Below are 16,483 nucleotides of genomic sequence, written 5' to 3' on the forward strand. Positions count from 1 at the left end.
AAACGGGGCCCCGGATTTTTTTGTTCGTTCTATTTATTGATGGTCCATTGTCGGCTCAAGGTCTCTGATGAGCTCCTTATAATGTTGAAAAGTGATTTCATTGGAAATATAAAGTTTTTTGGCCATGGTCAGAAGGTCGAGGTGATTGGCTGCATCGTCGTGTTTACTCGTCTTGTAGCATTGAATCAATTCATTTAAACTCATTGTGTTTCCTCCCTTTACCGTCTTTTCAACAGGCTCGATCCCCGCGTGATACCACAGAGGATTCCTGACACAATTCTATCATGGGAAGACGGTGGATTTGAGTTGTAAGAATAGTGTAACTATCGACAATGATTGTCGAAAAATCTGACCTCCTGGGTGTTTTCACCATTTTGCCTGAAGTGTCATATGGTGTACTAAATGATGAAATCGAACGGGAGGGTTCATATGTATCCACACCATCACCAAAGGCAAGCTCATCCATACATGCATCCCGCGTATGGGCAGAATCCATACGGGGGACTTCCGAATCTCGGGATGGATCCCTTTCAGCAACAGCTTCCCCCTCAAGAACCGGTCCATCAAATGATGCCTTATTCACAAATGCCGTCACAAACCTATTATTCGAATCCGTATTTCGATAATCCGCTGCAGTCAAAGGAATACAATCCGTATCAGGCCTATGCTTCCCAACAAGGGTATGCCAATCCCTATCCGAAGGCGAAATTCATGGCGAAGCCTTCTTCCGGGGGAATGGGTGGTATGCTGAATTCGTTCAAATCACAGGATGGCAAATTCGATCTGAATAAAATGATGAATACCGGCAGTCAAATGATGGGGGCGATCAACCAGGTGTCTTCCCTGGTGAAGGGATTCGGGGCATTTTTGAAGTAGAATAAAGCACCATTTCATGACGGACGAGATTATACCATTCTTGATTTCCGCGCAAGGTGGCCGTTAACCTCTTACGTGCCTGCAGGATCCTACTTATCCTGCAGTGGTCTACGTCTCGCACTCCGATCAACCGCCGGAAATACTTTATCGTAATGTCCATGAAACAATGTAAAAACCCGAAATCATTTGCCTGATCGTGGGCAATTGATTTCGGGTTTTACTATGGCTGAAACACGTTTGTTCCAGCCTCTTTCGTCATTCGATCCGGAGTCTGTTGCCAGTGTCTTTTTTCAGGATGACAGTGAGGATGCCGTCTGCCAAGGAAGCTTTTTGTCCCACCCCATCGATCGTGCCCGGAAAAGCGATGCTCCTGCTGCTACGCGAGGTGGACTTTTGATAGCTGAACGTGCGATTGGGTTGATTGTCTTCAGTGAACTCTTCGATTCTGGTGATGTTGATGGTCATATATTCAGGGAAGATGTCGAGCTCGATTTGCTCTTTTTTGATTCCTGGGACCTCAGCGGTGACGACGAAGCAATCGGTCCGCTCCTCCAGGGCCACAGGGAAGGAACCCCAGGGATTCTGGGAGGAGGAGAAAAACTCATCAATGCTTTGGAGCATTCCTTTCATCGGCTTTTCGTGGAAGAATTGATTCATGGAATTCATAAGATTTCCGAAGCCGAATGGATGTTTTGGTTGTTTATCCATCTTGATTCCCCTTTCGCCATGCCTTTTGCATCCAGTGTATGACGAAAGCCCACACGATGTGAATGAACTTTTGGGCATGCTCGTGGTGAAGGAAAGTCATCCCCCATATTTTTTCCTTTGTATTCGAACATAGATTCGCTAAAATAGGAGGTGAGGTGAACAAGATGTTTCGAAAAAGCAATCTGCAACAACTCATTCAACAATTAAAGACCGATGAACGGTTCAGCGATCAGATCGGCCATTGGCATACTATAGAAGAAAAGCAGGCAGACACAGTGGATTTTCCAGAGAGCCTAGATCACCGCATCAGGCATGCACTTGAAGTACGGGGGATCGGCAACCTCTACACGCACCAGCGATCGGCATTTGATCACGCACAGGCAAGTCAAAGTTTCACGGCAGTAACACCAACAGCATCCGGTAAGACGCTCTGCTACAATCTTCCCGTCCTCCAATCGGTCATGGAAAATCCCGATTCAAGGGCCCTGTATATCTTCCCGACGAAGGCACTGGCCCAGGACCAGAAGAGTGAGCTGAACGAAATCATTTCTGAAACGGGCGCTGCCATCAATAGTTATACCTATGACGGAGACACAGCGGCAAATATCCGTCAAAAAGTCAGGAAGGCGGGTCACATCGTCATCACCAATCCTGATATGCTCCATTCCGCCATCCTTCCCCATCATACAAAATGGGTGTCCCTTTTTGAGAACCTGAAGTACGTGGTGATCGATGAACTCCATATCTACAGGGGGGTGTTCGGATCCCATGTGGCGAATGTGATCCGCAGGTTGAAAAGGATATGTGCGTACTATGGTTCAAACCCGACCTTCATCTGTACATCCGCAACGATTGCGAATCCAAAAGAGCTTGCAGAAGGACTGACGGGAGAGGAGATGGCCCTTGTAGATAACAATGGGGCTCCTTCGGGTAGGAAGCATTTTGTGTTCTATAATCCTCCCATCGTCAACAAACCGCTTAATATAAGAAGAAGTGCGACGTTAGAGGTCAGGAGGCTTGCGGGGGAGCTCCTGAAGAATAAGATCCAGACGATCGTCTTCGCACGGAGCCGTGTCCGGGTGGAAATCATCCTCACGTATCTTCAAGAGCTTGTGAAAGGTGAGCTCGGCGCAAAGTCGATACGAGGCTACCGCGGGGGATATCTACCCACTCAGAGGCGAGAGATTGAAAAAGGCTTGAGGTCAGGTGATATCTATGGGGTTGTCAGCACCAATGCCCTTGAGCTCGGTGTGGACATCGGACAGTTGCAGGTCTGCATCATGACGGGGTATCCGGGAACGATCGCAAGCGCTTGGCAGCAGGCGGGACGTGCCGGAAGACGCCACGGCGAGTCACTCGTGATCATGGTGGCAAGCTCTAGCCCCCTGGATCAGTTCATCGTCGATCATCCTGAATATTTCTTCGGCCAGACGCCTGAAACCGCCAGGATCAATCCTGATAATCTCATCATCCTGGTGGACCACATCAAATGCGCGGCCTTCGAACTTCCATTCAAGGAAGATGATACATTCGGCGGGCTCGATGTCGAGGATATGATGGAATTCCTTGCAGAAGAAAGGGTCGTCCACAAAAACGGAAGCAAGTGGTACTGGATGAACGACGCATTCCCTGCTCATAACATCAGCTTGCGCTCTGCCTCACAGGAGAACGTCATCATCGTCGACCAGACGAACGTGGCGGCCGTGAAGGTGATCGGGGAGATGGATCGTTTCTCGGCTATGACCCTCCTTCACGATGAAGCAATCTATCTTCATCAGGGCATACAGTATCAAGTGGAGTTCCTGGACTGGGATGAGAAGAAGGCGTTTGTTCGCGAAGTGGACGTCGATTACTATACGGATGCGAATCTTGCCGTTGAACTGAGTGTCCTTGAACAGGACAAGGAGAGGGAATCAGGCTCCTGGGAAGCGGCATTCGGTGATGTCATGGTGCGCGCCATGGCCACCATCTTCAAAAAAATAAAGTTCGATACACATGAAAACATCGGATCGGGACCGATCCATCTTCCGGAAGAAGAGATGCACACAAGTTCCAGTTGGATTTCACTCAAGGACGATACAGGATTGTCACAGGAGCGGCTGGAGGAAGGCTTGATCGGGGCGGCGGAAAGCTTGAAAGCCATCGTCCCCCTTTATGTGATGTGCGATCCGAGCGACATCTTCGTCGTACCCCAGATCAAGGCGGCTCACAATGAAAGACCGACGATCTTTATTTACGACCGCTACCCTGGAGGGGTGGGACTGAGCGAAAAAGTATACGACCAGGTCGAAGAAGTACTAAACGAAACGAAGAACATGGTGGAACGATGTCCGTGTGAAACAGGCTGCCCATCCTGCATAGGGACCGAGCACTCGTTGGAAACGGCCAAGACGGATACGCTGAAATTATTCGAGCTGTTCCTCGCATAGGAGGTGAAAGAATGTCACTCAAGAATAAGCTGAATCGGATGAAAAAGCATATTATCCGTGAGGAGGCTGAACCGGTTGATAAGGCCCCGTTGAACGAGCTTCCGGAAGATGCCCTTCCCCACGCAGATCAATGGGGAGCGATCGGGGCAGCACCATATGTCCTGGATGAGGACTATTGCATCGTCAGGGAAAAGAGGTACCCCCTGGATCACATCCACGGAAGCTATTCCTTCAGGGATGCTGTAAGGGCAGTGAAGGCTTGGCAAGATTTTGATGGGGAGCATCCCTTGTCCGCCAGAGGCCTTTCACCGCAGGATCTGTTCTTTTTTGATACGGAGACGACGGGATTGGGCGGTGGGGCAGGCAATACGATTTTCCTCCTTGGTCATGCTCGCATCACAGAATCGGAAGTCGTTGTCACCCAGCATGTACTTCCACGTCCGGGGAGTGAGATCCCCCTCTATCATAGTTTTCTATCAAAGGTCGATTACACGACCCTTGTCACCTATAACGGGAAAGCATTCGACTGGCCTCAGGTGAAAACGCGTCATACCCTGATCAGGGAGCACGTTCCCAAACTTCCGTCCTTCGGTCACTTTGACCTCTACCACGGCTCCAGGCGCCTGTTCAAAGAAAGGCTTGGATCTGTGAAACTCGTGAATGTCGAGAAGGAGGTACTTGGTTTTCATCGCAAGGACGATGTTCCCGGCTATTTGGCGCCGATGATCTACTTTGATTATGTGGAGAGGAGGGATCCTGAGGGGATCTTCAAGGTTCTCGAACATAATGAACTCGATATCCTGTCCCTCATCACCTTGTATGCCCACCTCTCTCTCACTCTCCTGAATCCGGGTGAGCCCGAATCCTTCGAAGTCGGCAGATGGCTTCAGTACACAGGAAACAAGGAGAGGGCGAGGACCCTTTTTCAGAAGATCGTGGATGAGGGGGATGAGGGAAATGACCAAGCCCTGCATCTTCTCGCGCTCGAATTGAAGAAGGAGAAGGATTTTGAACAGGCGGCCAAGCTTTGGGGGAGGATCGGTGAAGAGGCTCCGGCAAAATGGCAAAAAGCGGCCTACATCGAACTGTCCAAGCTCCATGAGCATAGGTTCAAAGATCTGGATCGTGCGAAGCAATACGCAGAGCGTGCTGTCCCTTTGGTCCGGGAAGGAAGGGAATCCGACCACCTTCAGCACCGGATCGACAGGCTCCTCCGGAAAATGGAGAAGCAGTAAGCAGGAGGGATGACGGGGTGTTGGTAACGTGAAAAAATTCCCAGTGAAAAGCTTCGAAAAATTTCATCCGGGAATATTGAGAATTTTCTAATGTAGATGTAAAATAATACATTGTGATGAAATTTTTCGGATAGGATGATGAAGATTGAACCGAGCTATTCTCTTGTTGTTTTTTGTCGTGATCGGACTGACGGCTTTCGTGTTTTCCAATTTCTCTGGAACCCTTTACAGTGCCAACTGATTTAAAATAGGTAAATGCATCAGTACCCGTGGCTCCGATTCATCATAGGTTGTTAGTGTAGACACCATGAGATGAAAGGAGATCATGTCACGATGTACTGTAGACCAAGACCAAACCAAGTCCTTCCGGCCGTCATGCACCCGACGAAGTGCTGTGTGAATCACACCTTCACGACCCTGGAGGTACCCCATATCCATCCCGTGCATACCACAACGGTGAATCATGTGAACTATCAGCACAAACACTACTTCCCTCATACCAATTCAATGGTGGACAATGTATCCAACCAGCAGTTCAACTGCGGTGGGGGGATGGGCGGACCAGGCGGACCGGGATTCGGCCCTGGATTCGGCCCACGGCCGCGGCCATTCGGATTTTAAATGAATGAACGATAGGCACCTGATCGGCTCATTTCCCTATACCAAAGGGAATGGCCGGGAACAGGTGCTTTTTTCAATGGTTGTAAGGGGCCATCTCATCGAAATGTATGCTACAATGGAAGCAATAAGGACAGACTATGAGTAAAGGAGCTTCGGTAGCATGGGCGGGGTCGCATCGATCACAGGATATAAATCATTTGAGCTGGGCATCTTCAAGCAAGACGATCAGGCTGTACAATACATAAAGCTAGCCATCAGGAAAGAGCTGCTTACCCTTCTGGATTCCGGATTGGAATGGGTCCTCATTTCCGGTCAGCTCGGAGTGGAGCTATGGGCCGCAGAAGTCGTATTCGAGCTTCAGGAAGAATATCCGGATTTAAAGCTCGCCATCCTCACCCCTTTCCTGCAGCAGGAGGAAAAATGGAATGATCAGAACAAGGAGTATTATGAGATGATCCTGTCGCAAGCTGATTTTGTCGATTCCATCTCCAAAAGCCCATACCAGAATCCGGGACAGTTCAAGAATCGGAATCTGCTGTTCCTGCATAAAAGCCAGTCATGCATCATCCTCTACGATCCCGAGCGCGAAGGCTCTCCGAGGTACTTCTACGAGGAAGCACAGAGGAAACAGGAACAAGATCCTTCTTTCATGCTCAAGACCATCACGTTTGACGATCTTCAATGGGTGGTAGAAGAGGCCCAATGGGGTTAGCGGAGAAATGCCATTGACAAACGAACGGGAATATGGAAATATGATTAACATAAACGCAGAGGTGAATATGATGATCTCAGATAAAGTGAAATTGACTGCAAAGGATATTTTAGAAAAAGAATTTAAAAGCGGTATGCGAGGGTATAAACCCGAAGATGTGGACAAGTTCCTCGATCTCGTCATCAAGGACTATGAAGTCTTCCACCAGGAAATCGAAGAACTCCAGCAGGAGAACCTTCGTCTGAAGAAGCAGGTTGAGGAAGCCGGCAAGCAACAGCGCTCTGCTGCGCCCCCACAGCCATCAGGTACGACGAACTTCGATATCTTGAAGCGCCTCTCGAATCTTGAGAAGCATGTGTTCGGAAATAAACTGTACGATTGAAATTCCCCCTTGTAATGTAAAGAGGGATGCTATATAATTAGAAATTGCTGATCCTTTAATGGTGTTTGGGTAATCGCTGCAGCTCCGGCTGTAGAGGAAAGTCCATGCTCACACGGTGCTGAGATGCCCGTAGTGTTCGTGCCTAGCCAATTCATAAGCTAGGGCAGTCCGGTCAAACGGGCTGACGGCAGGGAAAACACCTACGTCCTCACGGATATGGTGTGAATACCTTGAAAGTGCCACAGTGACGAAGTCCTGTTAGAAATGGCAGGAGTGGAACGAGGTAAACCCCGCGAGTGAGAAACCCAAATTTGGTAGGGGAATCCTCTTGGAGGAATTGAACGAAGAGAGGGACAAAGGCTTGCCTTTGTAGATAGATGATTACCACCAGAGTACGAGACGTCAAGTCGCCTGCAGTACAACGGAACAAAACATGGCTTACAGGACGCTGTTACGGGGAGAGCAATAATGGATACAACGATCGAAGTGACTGATACAGGGTTTTTTGGAGCCTGATGTGTCAGTCCTTTTTATTTGTAGAAAATACTTTTGATTGAAAATACGTGCAAACGATGATGATAGAGGTGAAGGTATTGGGTAAGTATACACTGATCGCAACGGCCGCAATGGGGCTGGAGTCGATCGTTGCCAAAGAAGTGAAGGATCTCGGGTATGAATGTCAGGTTGAAAACGGCAAGGTTATCTTCCAAGGAGATGAAACGGCCATCGCCAGGGCCAATATGTGGCTAAGGACGGCAGATCGCGTCAAGATCCTCGTCGGGGAATTCAATGCGTATTCCTTTGATGAATTATTTGAACGGACGAAAGCCCTTCCGTGGGAGTCATTCCTTCCTGTGGATGCGGAGTTCCCTGTTCAGGGGAAATCCGTCAAGTCGAAACTATACAGTGTGCCAGACTGTCAGGCGATCGTGAAGAAAGCAATCGTGGAAAAGTTGAAAACCGCTTATAAGAAAACATCCTGGCTTGATGAAACAGGACCGCTTTTCAAGATCGAAGTAGCCATCCTTAAAGATAAAGTGAGCCTGACCCTTGATACCAGCGGTCAGGGTCTTCATAAAAGGGGCTATCGTGTAGGTCAAGGGGACGCTCCTCTGAAGGAAACCCTGGCTGCTGCGTTGATCCAGCTGACAACATGGAATCCGGACCGCCCCTTTGTGGATCCTTTCTGTGGCTCAGGCACGATCGCCATTGAAGCAGCCCTCATCGGACAGAATATCGCTCCTGGGTTCAACCGTGAATTCCTTTCTGAAGCATGGCCGATGATGGACGGTGATGTATGGGATCGTACGAGGATGGAGGCAGAGGATCAAGCGAATTATGATCAACCCCTTGAAATCCTAGGCACCGACATCGATCACCGCATGATTGCCATTGCGAAGGAAAATGCCATAGAGGCAGGGCTCGGTGACTTGGTGAAATTCAAGCAGATGCAGGTAAGGGACTTCACGTCGGAGCTCGAGTATGGCGTCATCGTCGGAAATCCTCCTTATGGTGAGCGTCTCGGCGATCGCAAGGAAGTCGAACTGATGTATCGTGAAATGGGACAGGCCTTCTCCAAGCTTGATACATGGTCGGTCTATATGATGACGAGCCTGGAGCATTTCGAAGAATGCTATGGCAAGAAAGCCACGAAGAAGCGTAAGCTGTTCAATGGTTTCATCCGGACCGATTACTATCAATATTGGGGACCAAGACCGCCGCGCAAGAAGATAGAAGAATAAAATAGTAGGCGATCCCAAGTATAAATTGGCCCATTCCTGCATAAACTGGTTCTATTAATCAGAGGGGGAATGGGTACGATGATTCAGGATCGCATCGACTATCATAAAATCTATCAGGCCATCCAACGTTCCATGGCTTCACTGCAGGGAGAAGGGGAAGGAAGAAATCCCCTTTCCCTCGACGAGGCCTCCAAGGTACTGGATCAGGCGATTCAATATGAACTGGCCACCAGACGGCTGTACGATTGAACGGGAGAAAGGGCATCCGGTCCCATGGCGGACGGAGGATGCTCTCTTTTTATGTGCTGCTGCTTTTCATCCCGTGGGAAATCTAGTAAAGTAGATATACTGTGTTCATGTAGGAGGATTTTATGAGACAAACGCTGCCGTTCCCCTTATCGAAGGAACAATCATTCTATGAAGCATTATCCGACTGGGTCGGAGATGTGTTTTACGATATTCTGCCTGAAAAAGGCTTTGATCTGCGTGATGAACAGGTGTTCATGGCATTTCAACTCAATCAGGCCTATAAACAGAATCAGGTCATATTTGCAGAAGCGGGGGTCGGAACCGGAAAGACCCTCGTTTACCTGCTCTATGCCTTAAGCTATGCGCGTTACACGGGTAAACCTGCCATCATATCGTGTGCAGATGAGACCCTCATCGAACAGATCGTCAAAGAGGGTGGCGATGTGGACAAGCTCCAGGAGGCACTTGGCCTCGATATCGATGTCCGCCTGGCAAAATCACGCGATCAATACCTTTGTATCAAAAAGCTCGAGGATAATCTGTCTGCTCATGACGAATACGAGCGGATCTGGGGTGACCTCCCGTCATTCGTCCACGAAAGTGGGTCCATGTCGGGATTTTATCCTTACGGTGATAGAAAGGAATACGCAGAGCTCTCAGATGAAGAGTGGGAACCCATCGCATGGGATCCCCTTCAAGACTGCATGGCCTGTCCGAAACGCCACCGCTGCGGTCTGACGTTGCACCGGGAGCATTACCGGCAGGCAAAAGATCTGATCATCTGCTCCCATGATTTCTATATGGAGCATATCTGGACGAAGGACTCCCGAAAAAGGGAAGGACAGCTCCCCCTTCTCCCTGAAGCAAGCTCTGTCGTCTTTGATGAAGGCCATCTATTGGAGTACGCTTCCCAAAAAGCCATGACCTACCGAATGACCAAAGAAACCATCGAGCATCTATTGGAGCGGTTATCTGCTTCCGATCTTAGGGAGGAAACACTTTATCTGATTGAAGAAATCCTTGCTGATAACGACCGCTGGTTCGAGCTTCTTGAAGAGGAGTCGAACAAGGTGGCTGGAAGCGATCGTCACTATGTGTCCCGTGCTCCTCATATTCTGACTCATGCAAAAGGCCTCGCTTCCAGGATCGAAGGTCTCCTGAATGAACTTGTATTTGAATCGGAAATGTATGTGGTAGAGGAATATCTTCTCAAGGTGGTGGAGGAATACCTCGAACAGATCCATTATTCACTGAAGCTTTATGTGGAGGATGATAAGGGGATCTACTGGCTCGAATCAACCGACAAAGAAGAAACTTTCGTCGTCATGCCAAGGCTCGTGGAAGAAATCTTGAAAGAACATGTGTTTTCCCAAAACATCCCTTTCATCTTCTCTTCTGCAACCCTATCTTACCACGGTGATTTTTCCTATGTATCGTCGTCTCTGGGCATCGCTTCGTATGAATCGTTCTCCGTCGAATCCCCATATGAGTACGACGAAGTGATGAGTGTGAGCCTGCCTCATGTTCAACGGTCGGAATCATACGGCTATATTGACAGCCGATTGATCGACCATGGAGGAAGGTCCCTTGTGTTGTTCAACTCAAAAGAAGAAATGGAAGCCTTCAGGGGACATATGAATGAACGGAACGTACCTTTCGATGTGATCTACGAGGGGGACAGGGAGATCAGTGATACGGTCAAGCGTTTCCAGGAAGATGAATCTTCCGTCCTGTGCTCCTATCATTTATGGGAAGGTCTCGATATTCCGGGTTCGTCCCTTTCCCAAGTGGTGATCCATTCCCTGCCGTTCCCTCCGAAGGATCCCGTTTTCGATGCAAAGCGGAAGCATAGCGGCAATGCTGAAGCAGATGTCGATATCCCATACATGCTCCTCCGTCTTCGCCAGGGGATCGGACGCTTGATCAGGACGGAAGGCGACCGTGGAAGCATCCATATCCTCCTGAATGAAAGCGACCGGGCATTCCAAAAAGAAGTACAGGCGATCCTGCCTGTGGGCATTGAATCCATCGAAGCATGAAGAGCCGGCTCCATTCCGTCCTTTCCAAGGGCGGGTGGAGCCGTTTTTTATTCCGATTTCGCCCACCGGTGAAAGCCCCGCTGATTTCAAGATTGAATCATCTGCCTAGTCTGACTTTTGTGGTAAAATAGGAGGGTAAAGGGGGAATGAAACATGAATAAAGAAGAGATTAAAAAAGTGAGTACAGCATTCAAGGAATACTCAAGTAAGATGAGCGCCTATAATGAAGCATTGGGACTCATGTTCTGGGATTTGAGGACGGGTGCACCGAAGAAGGGTGCCTCACAGCGCTCCGAAGTCATCGGTATGCTTTCGTCTGAAGTATTCGAAATGTCCACATCAAGTGAGATGGCCGCCTATCTGGCAAAGCTGACGCCGGTTGACGGTGATCTTGATGAGATCACATGCGCCCTGTTGGATGAGTGTCAAAAGGAATATGACCGGAATAAAAAGATCCCGGCCAAGGAATACCGGGACTATGTGGTCCTTCAATCAAAAGCCGAGGGGATCTGGGAAGAGGCAAAAGAAAAAGGAGACTTCTCCATGTTCCAGCCGTACCTTGAAAAACTTGTGGCCACGACAAAACGGTTCACCGACTACTGGGGGTACGGAGAGAACAAATATGATACATTGCTCGACTTATACGAACCTGGCGTGACGGTCGGTGTACTGGATGAAGTGTTCAATGAACTTAAAGGGAAAATCGTTCCGCTCGTACATAAAATATCGCATGCAGAAGCTCCTCGGACAGAATTCCTTTTCGATCACTTCCCTAAGGAAAAGCAAAAGGACTTCAGTCTCAAGGTCCTCGAACAGATGGGATATGATTTCAGTGCCGGACGCCTCGACGAAACGGTCCATCCATTTGCCATCGGCTTGAATCCCGGGGACGTAAGGGTCACCACAAAGTATGATGAAAAGGACTGGCGGACGGCCGTATTCGGCACGATCCATGAAGGGGGACATGCCCTCTACGAGCAAAATATATCAGAAAAGCTCGTCGGGACACCTCTTTGCACAGGTACCTCCATGGGAATCCACGAATCTCAGTCACTTTTCTATGAAAATTTCGTTGGCAGGAATCTTTCCTTCTGGAAAAAGAATTATGCCCTATTGAAAGACTTCAGCACGGGGCAATTCGATGAGGTTGGCCTCGAAGAATTTTACCGTGCCATCAATGAATCCAAACCTTCCCTGATCCGGATCGAAGCAGATGAGTTGACGTATGCACTGCATATCATCATCCGCTATGAAATCGAGAAGGGCCTATTCAACGATGAGATCGAGGTAAAAGATCTCCCGCGCATCTGGAATGAAAAATATGAAGAGTATCTCGGCATCCGTCCGTCTAACGATGGGGAAGGGGTCCTGCAGGATGTACACTGGGCCGGCGGGAGCTTCGGGTATTTCCCTTCTTACGCACTCGGGTATATGTACGCCGCCCAGTTCAGGGAAGCCATGAGAGAAGACATTCCGAACTTTGATCAGCTCCTGGAAGAGGGGAATCTCGTACCCGTGAAGGAATGGTTGACGGAGAGGGTCCATCAATGGGGCAAACTGAAGAAGCCTTTGGAAATTCTTGAAGACGTCACCGGTGAGGGATTGAATGCCAAATACCTCGCGGACTACCTCACAGAGAAGTATGCCGGCGTCTATTCTCTCTGACCCGGACGAAGTGGGTAGCAAAAAAATCCGAACGATGATCCGACTTTCCCTGGAGAAAGTCGAATCCGTTCGGATTTTTTTATTCAAACCATCTTTATTCCGAAACACACGTGAACAAACCTCCATGCCTGTTTCCTGTCACCAAAGGCGATATCCCTTCGACGCTGGGGGAGCCTGTTGGATCATATCGATGAAAGGGACACTGTAAGCAATCAGGATCAGGGCGGTGAGGATGGTCAGCCAGATCCGCCAGTCCTCAAGGGCTTTCGGGGTCTTGGCAGATCCGGAATCAGCGACAGGAAATGTTTCGGTGCCTTTTGGTGAAAAGAAGGCCAGGCTCACCACGATATAGAGAACAAGGATGATGCCGATGAAAAGAATCGTACCTCCAATTGCCTGAGCTGCCTGATAAGGGATCCAGGCAAGTGCCTGCGGGGCATCCCCATAAGTGGAGAACGCTGATCGTCTCGGTGCTCCGAGCAATCCGGCCGCATGCATGGACAAGGACATGATGCCCATCCCCACTGTCCAAACGATTGCCTGTATGATGGCAAGCCTGTTCATCTCTTTTGTGAGGACACGTCCCGTCAGATGGGGGATGAGCCAATAGGAGATTCCAAAGAACGTAAGGACGACGGTCGTCGCAAGGGTGAGGTGGAAATGACCCGTCACCCAGATGGTGTTATGAACCACCTGATTCATCTGGTTGGAAGCATTGATCAATCCGCCTGCGCCTGCAGGTATGAAAGCGAGCATTCCGATGAAGGGGACCGTAAAGCGAGCATCCTTCCAAGGAAGCTTTCGCAGCCAGCCGAATAAACCCTTTGCCCCGAGCTCCCTTCCCCTGATTTCAAACGTGGCAAAGAGCGAAAAGGCGGTCATGAGGGAGGGGATGACCACCATGAAGGTGAGCACCACCTGGAGATACTTCCAAAAGGCATCGATCCCGGGCTCTACGAGCTGGTGGTGGAATCCGACGGGAATCGAGAACAACAGGAATAAAAGAAAAGATAGTCTGGCAAGTGAGTCTGAAAATACCCTGCCGCCGATGACTTTCGGAATGATCGCATACCAGGCCATATAGGCGGGAAGCAGCCAAAAATAGACTAGGGGGTGACCGAAATACCAGAACAGCGTCCTACTCGTCAACACATCGACCCGCTCCACGATGCCGAGGGACCATGGGAGAAGTTGAAAGAGCACGGTCCCTGCGACCCCGAGCGTGGCAATGATCCAAAGTACGATGGTGATGATCGCCATGAAGGTCAATAATGGGCTCGTCTGACCAGGGTGTTCTTTTCTCCAATGACGATAGGCTGAAATCATGGCGGCGCCGGAAAACCAGCTCCCCACGACCACGAAGGTGAGGCCGAGGTAAAAAAGCCAATGGGCCATGAGGGGGGCGTAAAAGGTATAGAGCACGGTTGCCTCATTCAACAAGATCATGGATGCACTCATGATTGTGCCTATGAGCATGATCCAGAATCCCAGCCATCCCAATACAATTGAACGGTTGGAGTAGGGTCCGGAAGTCCGGATGATGGAGGCATGAAGGAAGCCGATGATGAAGAAAGTGGTGAGGATCAATCCTAATAGCACCCCGTGCACGGTAAGGATCTGATAGTAGTCGATCCCAGCAGGCAGGGTCAAGCCGCCGGAGCGGACCAGAACCTGCAGGAGACCAGCGAGTCCCCCCAGTGCCAGGGCGGAATAAGCGACATACAGATGAGCGAGAGAGAGGCTTCTGCCCCGCGTGTCAGACATGTTTTTCATATTACTCTACCACCTTCAGCATGGATTTCATCGTATGGTGTCCCGCCCCGCAGTATTCATTGCACACGATCAGGAATTCCCCTGTTTGATCGAGGGTGGTCACATATTCACTGACATACCCGGGTTCAAGCATCATATTGATGTTGGTACCCGCTACTTCGAACCCGTGGATCACATCTTTGGTTGTAGCCATGATCTTCACCTTTGAGCCCTTTGGAATGGTGAATTCCCCAGGCTCATAATGAAAGGCAGAGGCGACGATCACCAATTCATAATCCCAGTCTTTTCCGGTTACCTCTTTAAGCCCCGGTTGGTCGAACGGGGCTGTTGCATCCACCCGTTCAGGATTGATAAACGCCTTGGCACTCGGTGGCTTATGGCCCTGATGAAAGGCGCTGACCCCCAGTATGAATAAGAAAAGGACAAGGGCACCCGTCCCAAGCGTCAACCACCATTTTTCATAACGATGCATATGCATGACCCTTCACTCCTTGCGTTAAAATCGCGACATGAATAATAGAAATACCCCTAGCCAGCTCAAGGCCAAAAAGAGTCCCATAGCCAATACAGACACGAAGGACCCCTGTAAAGAGCTGTCTTTCTTTTGAGGATCTTTCACCTTCCTCACTCCCATCCTAATTGTTCCTTCCCCATCATCTTAGCTGAACTGGCGGAAGACTTCTGTGATATAAGTCACACTACTTTTGAACAGAATGTGAAGGTCTCGAAGATTTCATTGCCTTGAGAAGGAAATGTCGGCATATAGTGTTAAAAAGGAATGGGGGAATGAATATGAAACGGTTTTATTGCAGCCACTGCTGTTTCCTTTATGTGAGGAAACAGTCATGTAGATTCTGCCTGGCCCCGGCAGATATAGAGATTGATATCATCCTTCACCATCAGCCTAAAAAGTCATGAGTGCATGCATGGATCCATCCTGAACAGGGGATTCTATCCATATCTGTAAAACAAGGAGATGGATTGAGCGTGCCTGTCATTTATTCAGTTGAAACGGCGATCCCCCCTCATCGGATCGATCAGGAGGATGCCTCCGTTTTCGCCAAACAGCTTTTTCAGGAAAGTTTCAAAGATATCGATCGACTACTGACCGTTTTCCAAAACGGGGAGATCAACAGCAGGTATTTTGTAAAGGATTTGGAGTGGTTCGGCACCCCACACTCCTTCGAAGAAAAAAATGAAGAATACATCAAGTTTGCTGTGCAATTGGGCAAAGATGCTGTAAGAAAAGCGCTTGAAACGATAGGAGGGGGGCCCGTGGAGGCGATATTCACCATCTCCACCTCTGGAATCGCCACCCCTTCCATCGAAGCGAGGATCATGAATGAGCTCGGTCTTGATCCACATATCAAACGGATTCCGATCTGGGGTCTTGGCTGCGCCGGCGGAGCGAGCGGCCTGGCAAGGGCCCATGAATATTGCCGTGCCTTTCCATCCTCGACGGTGCTCGTTCTAGCCGTCGAACTTTGCTCCCTCACCTTCCAGCACGGGGACCGTTCCAAAAGCAATTTGATCGGGACCTCTTTATTTGCCGACGGTATCGGATGTGCCGTTTTGTGCGGAGATGACAGTCCCCTTTTGCAAAAACGAGATAAGCCGCTCCCCCGGGTCATCTCGACTCGTTCGACCCTCCTGCGGGACTCTCTGGACGTCATGGGGTGGGAAGTCAGGAATGATGGGCTGTATGTCGTATTTTCGAAGTCCATCCCAAATCTCGTAGAAACATGGCTGAGACCGAATGTGGAAGAGTTCCTCCGAAAAGAAGGAGTGGACCTTGCCGATATCCGGCAATTCGTGGCCCATCCCGGGGGGAAGAAAGTACTCGATGCGTATGAAAAATCACTCGGATTCCCCAAAACCATGATGGCCCCGTCCCTTGCTGTCCTGCAGGAATACGGAAATATGTCCTCCGCTACGATCCTGTATGTGATGAAGGAAATGCTGCATGCAGGTAAAGAAGGGGAGCATGGCCTTGCCATGGCACTTGGACCGGGATTCAGCTCCGAATTATTGTTGCTCAGGTGGGAGGGATGA

General features: G+C 49.5%; 15 protein-coding genes and 1 other RNA gene. 12 read left to right on the forward strand and 4 right to left on the reverse strand.

What is annotated here, in order from left to right; genetic code table 11:
* Positions 1–33: 33 nt before the first annotated feature.
* The gene (gene yppF / locus AF331_RS21720) at positions 34–204 is read right to left on the reverse strand and encodes a YppF family protein (RefSeq protein ID WP_079516278.1); all 171 of its coding nucleotides are present in this window, start codon (positions 202–204) and stop codon (positions 34–36) included.
* A 225-nt stretch (positions 205–429) separates the two neighbouring features.
* Here yppF and AF331_RS03445 point away from each other — a divergent pair, with 225 nt between their 5' ends.
* Entirely contained in the window at positions 430–876 is a 447-nt protein-coding gene (locus AF331_RS03445; protein WP_053426770.1) for a YppG family protein, read from the forward strand.
* 255 nt (positions 877–1,131) lie between these two features.
* On the opposite strand, the gene AF331_RS03450 is transcribed toward AF331_RS03445, so the two are convergent.
* Complete coding sequence (locus tag AF331_RS03450; protein WP_053426771.1) at positions 1,132–1,584, reverse strand: Hsp20/alpha crystallin family protein; 453 nt, start codon at positions 1,582–1,584, stop codon at positions 1,132–1,134.
* Between the two features lie 164 nt (positions 1,585–1,748).
* Between AF331_RS03450 and AF331_RS03455 the strand changes: the two genes are divergently transcribed.
* The 10 genes from AF331_RS03455 (at position 1,749) to AF331_RS03490 (ending at position 12,658) form a co-directional block, all read left to right on the forward strand.
* Positions 1,749–4,013 (forward strand): DEAD/DEAH box helicase, encoded by a 2,265-nt coding sequence (locus tag AF331_RS03455; protein ID WP_053426772.1) that lies wholly within the window; start codon positions 1,749–1,751, stop codon positions 4,011–4,013.
* Between the two features lie 11 nt (positions 4,014–4,024).
* On the forward strand, positions 4,025–5,248 hold the full coding sequence (locus tag AF331_RS03460) for a ribonuclease H-like domain-containing protein (RefSeq protein ID WP_053426773.1): 1,224 nt from the start codon (positions 4,025–4,027) through the stop codon (positions 5,246–5,248).
* 333 nt (positions 5,249–5,581) lie between these two features.
* Positions 5,582–5,869 (forward strand): CotD family spore coat protein, encoded by a 288-nt coding sequence (locus AF331_RS03465; protein WP_053426774.1) that lies wholly within the window; start codon positions 5,582–5,584, stop codon positions 5,867–5,869.
* A 160-nt stretch (positions 5,870–6,029) separates the two neighbouring features.
* Positions 6,030–6,581, forward strand: a complete 552-nt coding sequence (locus tag AF331_RS03470) for an SLOG family protein (protein ID WP_053426775.1) — start codon at positions 6,030–6,032, stop codon at positions 6,579–6,581.
* A 70-nt stretch (positions 6,582–6,651) separates the two neighbouring features.
* The gene (gene gpsB / locus AF331_RS03475; protein WP_053427764.1) at positions 6,652–6,963 is read left to right on the forward strand and encodes a cell division regulator GpsB; all 312 of its coding nucleotides are present in this window, start codon (positions 6,652–6,654) and stop codon (positions 6,961–6,963) included.
* 61 nt (positions 6,964–7,024) lie between these two features.
* Positions 7,025–7,409: RNase P RNA component class B (gene rnpB, locus AF331_RS21725), an RNA gene on the forward strand.
* A gap of 147 nt (positions 7,410–7,556) precedes the next feature.
* Positions 7,557–8,705: a THUMP domain-containing class I SAM-dependent RNA methyltransferase gene (locus AF331_RS03480; protein WP_053426776.1), complete on the forward strand. Its 1,149-nt coding sequence runs from the start codon at positions 7,557–7,559 to the stop codon at positions 8,703–8,705.
* A gap of 78 nt (positions 8,706–8,783) precedes the next feature.
* Positions 8,784–8,954: a hypothetical protein gene (locus AF331_RS22295; RefSeq protein ID WP_159640171.1), complete on the forward strand. Its 171-nt coding sequence runs from the start codon at positions 8,784–8,786 to the stop codon at positions 8,952–8,954.
* A gap of 122 nt (positions 8,955–9,076) precedes the next feature.
* Entirely contained in the window at positions 9,077–10,993 is a 1,917-nt protein-coding gene (locus AF331_RS03485; RefSeq protein WP_053426777.1) for an ATP-dependent DNA helicase, read from the forward strand.
* A gap of 153 nt (positions 10,994–11,146) precedes the next feature.
* A complete protein-coding gene (locus tag AF331_RS03490) occupies positions 11,147–12,658 on the forward strand; it encodes a carboxypeptidase M32 (RefSeq protein ID WP_053426778.1) in 1,512 nt (503 codons plus the stop codon).
* Positions 12,659–12,796: 138 nt separating this feature from the next.
* Here the strand turns inward: AF331_RS03490 and AF331_RS03495 are convergent, their stop codons facing one another.
* Positions 12,797–14,431, reverse strand: a complete 1,635-nt coding sequence (locus AF331_RS03495; protein ID WP_053426779.1) for a b(o/a)3-type cytochrome-c oxidase subunit 1 — start codon at positions 14,429–14,431, stop codon at positions 12,797–12,799.
* A 1-nt stretch (position 14,432) separates the two neighbouring features.
* On the reverse strand, positions 14,433–14,909 hold the full coding sequence (locus AF331_RS03500; RefSeq protein WP_053426780.1) for a cupredoxin domain-containing protein: 477 nt from the start codon (positions 14,907–14,909) through the stop codon (positions 14,433–14,435).
* Positions 14,910–15,418: 509 nt separating this feature from the next.
* Here AF331_RS03500 and AF331_RS03505 point away from each other — a divergent pair.
* Positions 15,419–16,483, forward strand: coding sequence for a type III polyketide synthase (locus AF331_RS03505; RefSeq protein WP_053426781.1), 1,065 nt, complete (start codon positions 15,419–15,421; stop codon positions 16,481–16,483).

This window comes from Rossellomorea marisflavi (assembly GCF_001274775.1).
In the GTDB taxonomy this organism is placed as follows: Bacteria; Bacillota; Bacilli; order Bacillales; family Bacillaceae_B; genus Rossellomorea; species Rossellomorea marisflavi.

What these genes read in the sequence shown, in the direction of transcription:
- AF331_RS03495 (WP_053426779.1), bottom strand. Translation starts at nt 14,431, where the DNA reads ATGAAAAACATGTCTGACACGCGGGGCAGAAGCCTCTCTCTCGCTCAT.
- AF331_RS03465 (WP_053426774.1), top strand. Translation starts at nt 5,582, where the DNA reads ATGTACTGTAGACCAAGACCAAACCAAGTCCTTCCGGCCGTCATGCAC.
- AF331_RS03500 (WP_053426780.1), bottom strand. Translation starts at nt 14,909, where the DNA reads ATGCATATGCATCGTTATGAAAAATGGTGGTTGACGCTTGGGACGGGT.
- gpsB (WP_053427764.1), top strand. Translation starts at nt 6,652, where the DNA reads ATGATCTCAGATAAAGTGAAATTGACTGCAAAGGATATTTTAGAAAAA.
- AF331_RS03470 (WP_053426775.1), top strand. Translation starts at nt 6,030, where the DNA reads ATGGGCGGGGTCGCATCGATCACAGGATATAAATCATTTGAGCTGGGC.
- AF331_RS03490 (WP_053426778.1), top strand. Translation starts at nt 11,147, where the DNA reads ATGAATAAAGAAGAGATTAAAAAAGTGAGTACAGCATTCAAGGAATAC.
- AF331_RS03450 (WP_053426771.1), bottom strand. Translation starts at nt 1,584, where the DNA reads ATGGATAAACAACCAAAACATCCATTCGGCTTCGGAAATCTTATGAAT.
- AF331_RS03455 (WP_053426772.1), top strand. Translation starts at nt 1,749, where the DNA reads ATGTTTCGAAAAAGCAATCTGCAACAACTCATTCAACAATTAAAGACC.
- AF331_RS22295 (WP_159640171.1), top strand. Translation starts at nt 8,784, where the DNA reads ATGATTCAGGATCGCATCGACTATCATAAAATCTATCAGGCCATCCAA.
- AF331_RS03445 (WP_053426770.1), top strand. Translation starts at nt 430, where the DNA reads ATGTATCCACACCATCACCAAAGGCAAGCTCATCCATACATGCATCCC.
- yppF (WP_079516278.1), bottom strand. Translation starts at nt 204, where the DNA reads ATGAGTTTAAATGAATTGATTCAATGCTACAAGACGAGTAAACACGAC.
- AF331_RS03485 (WP_053426777.1), top strand. Translation starts at nt 9,077, where the DNA reads ATGAGACAAACGCTGCCGTTCCCCTTATCGAAGGAACAATCATTCTAT.
- AF331_RS03460 (WP_053426773.1), top strand. Translation starts at nt 4,025, where the DNA reads ATGTCACTCAAGAATAAGCTGAATCGGATGAAAAAGCATATTATCCGT.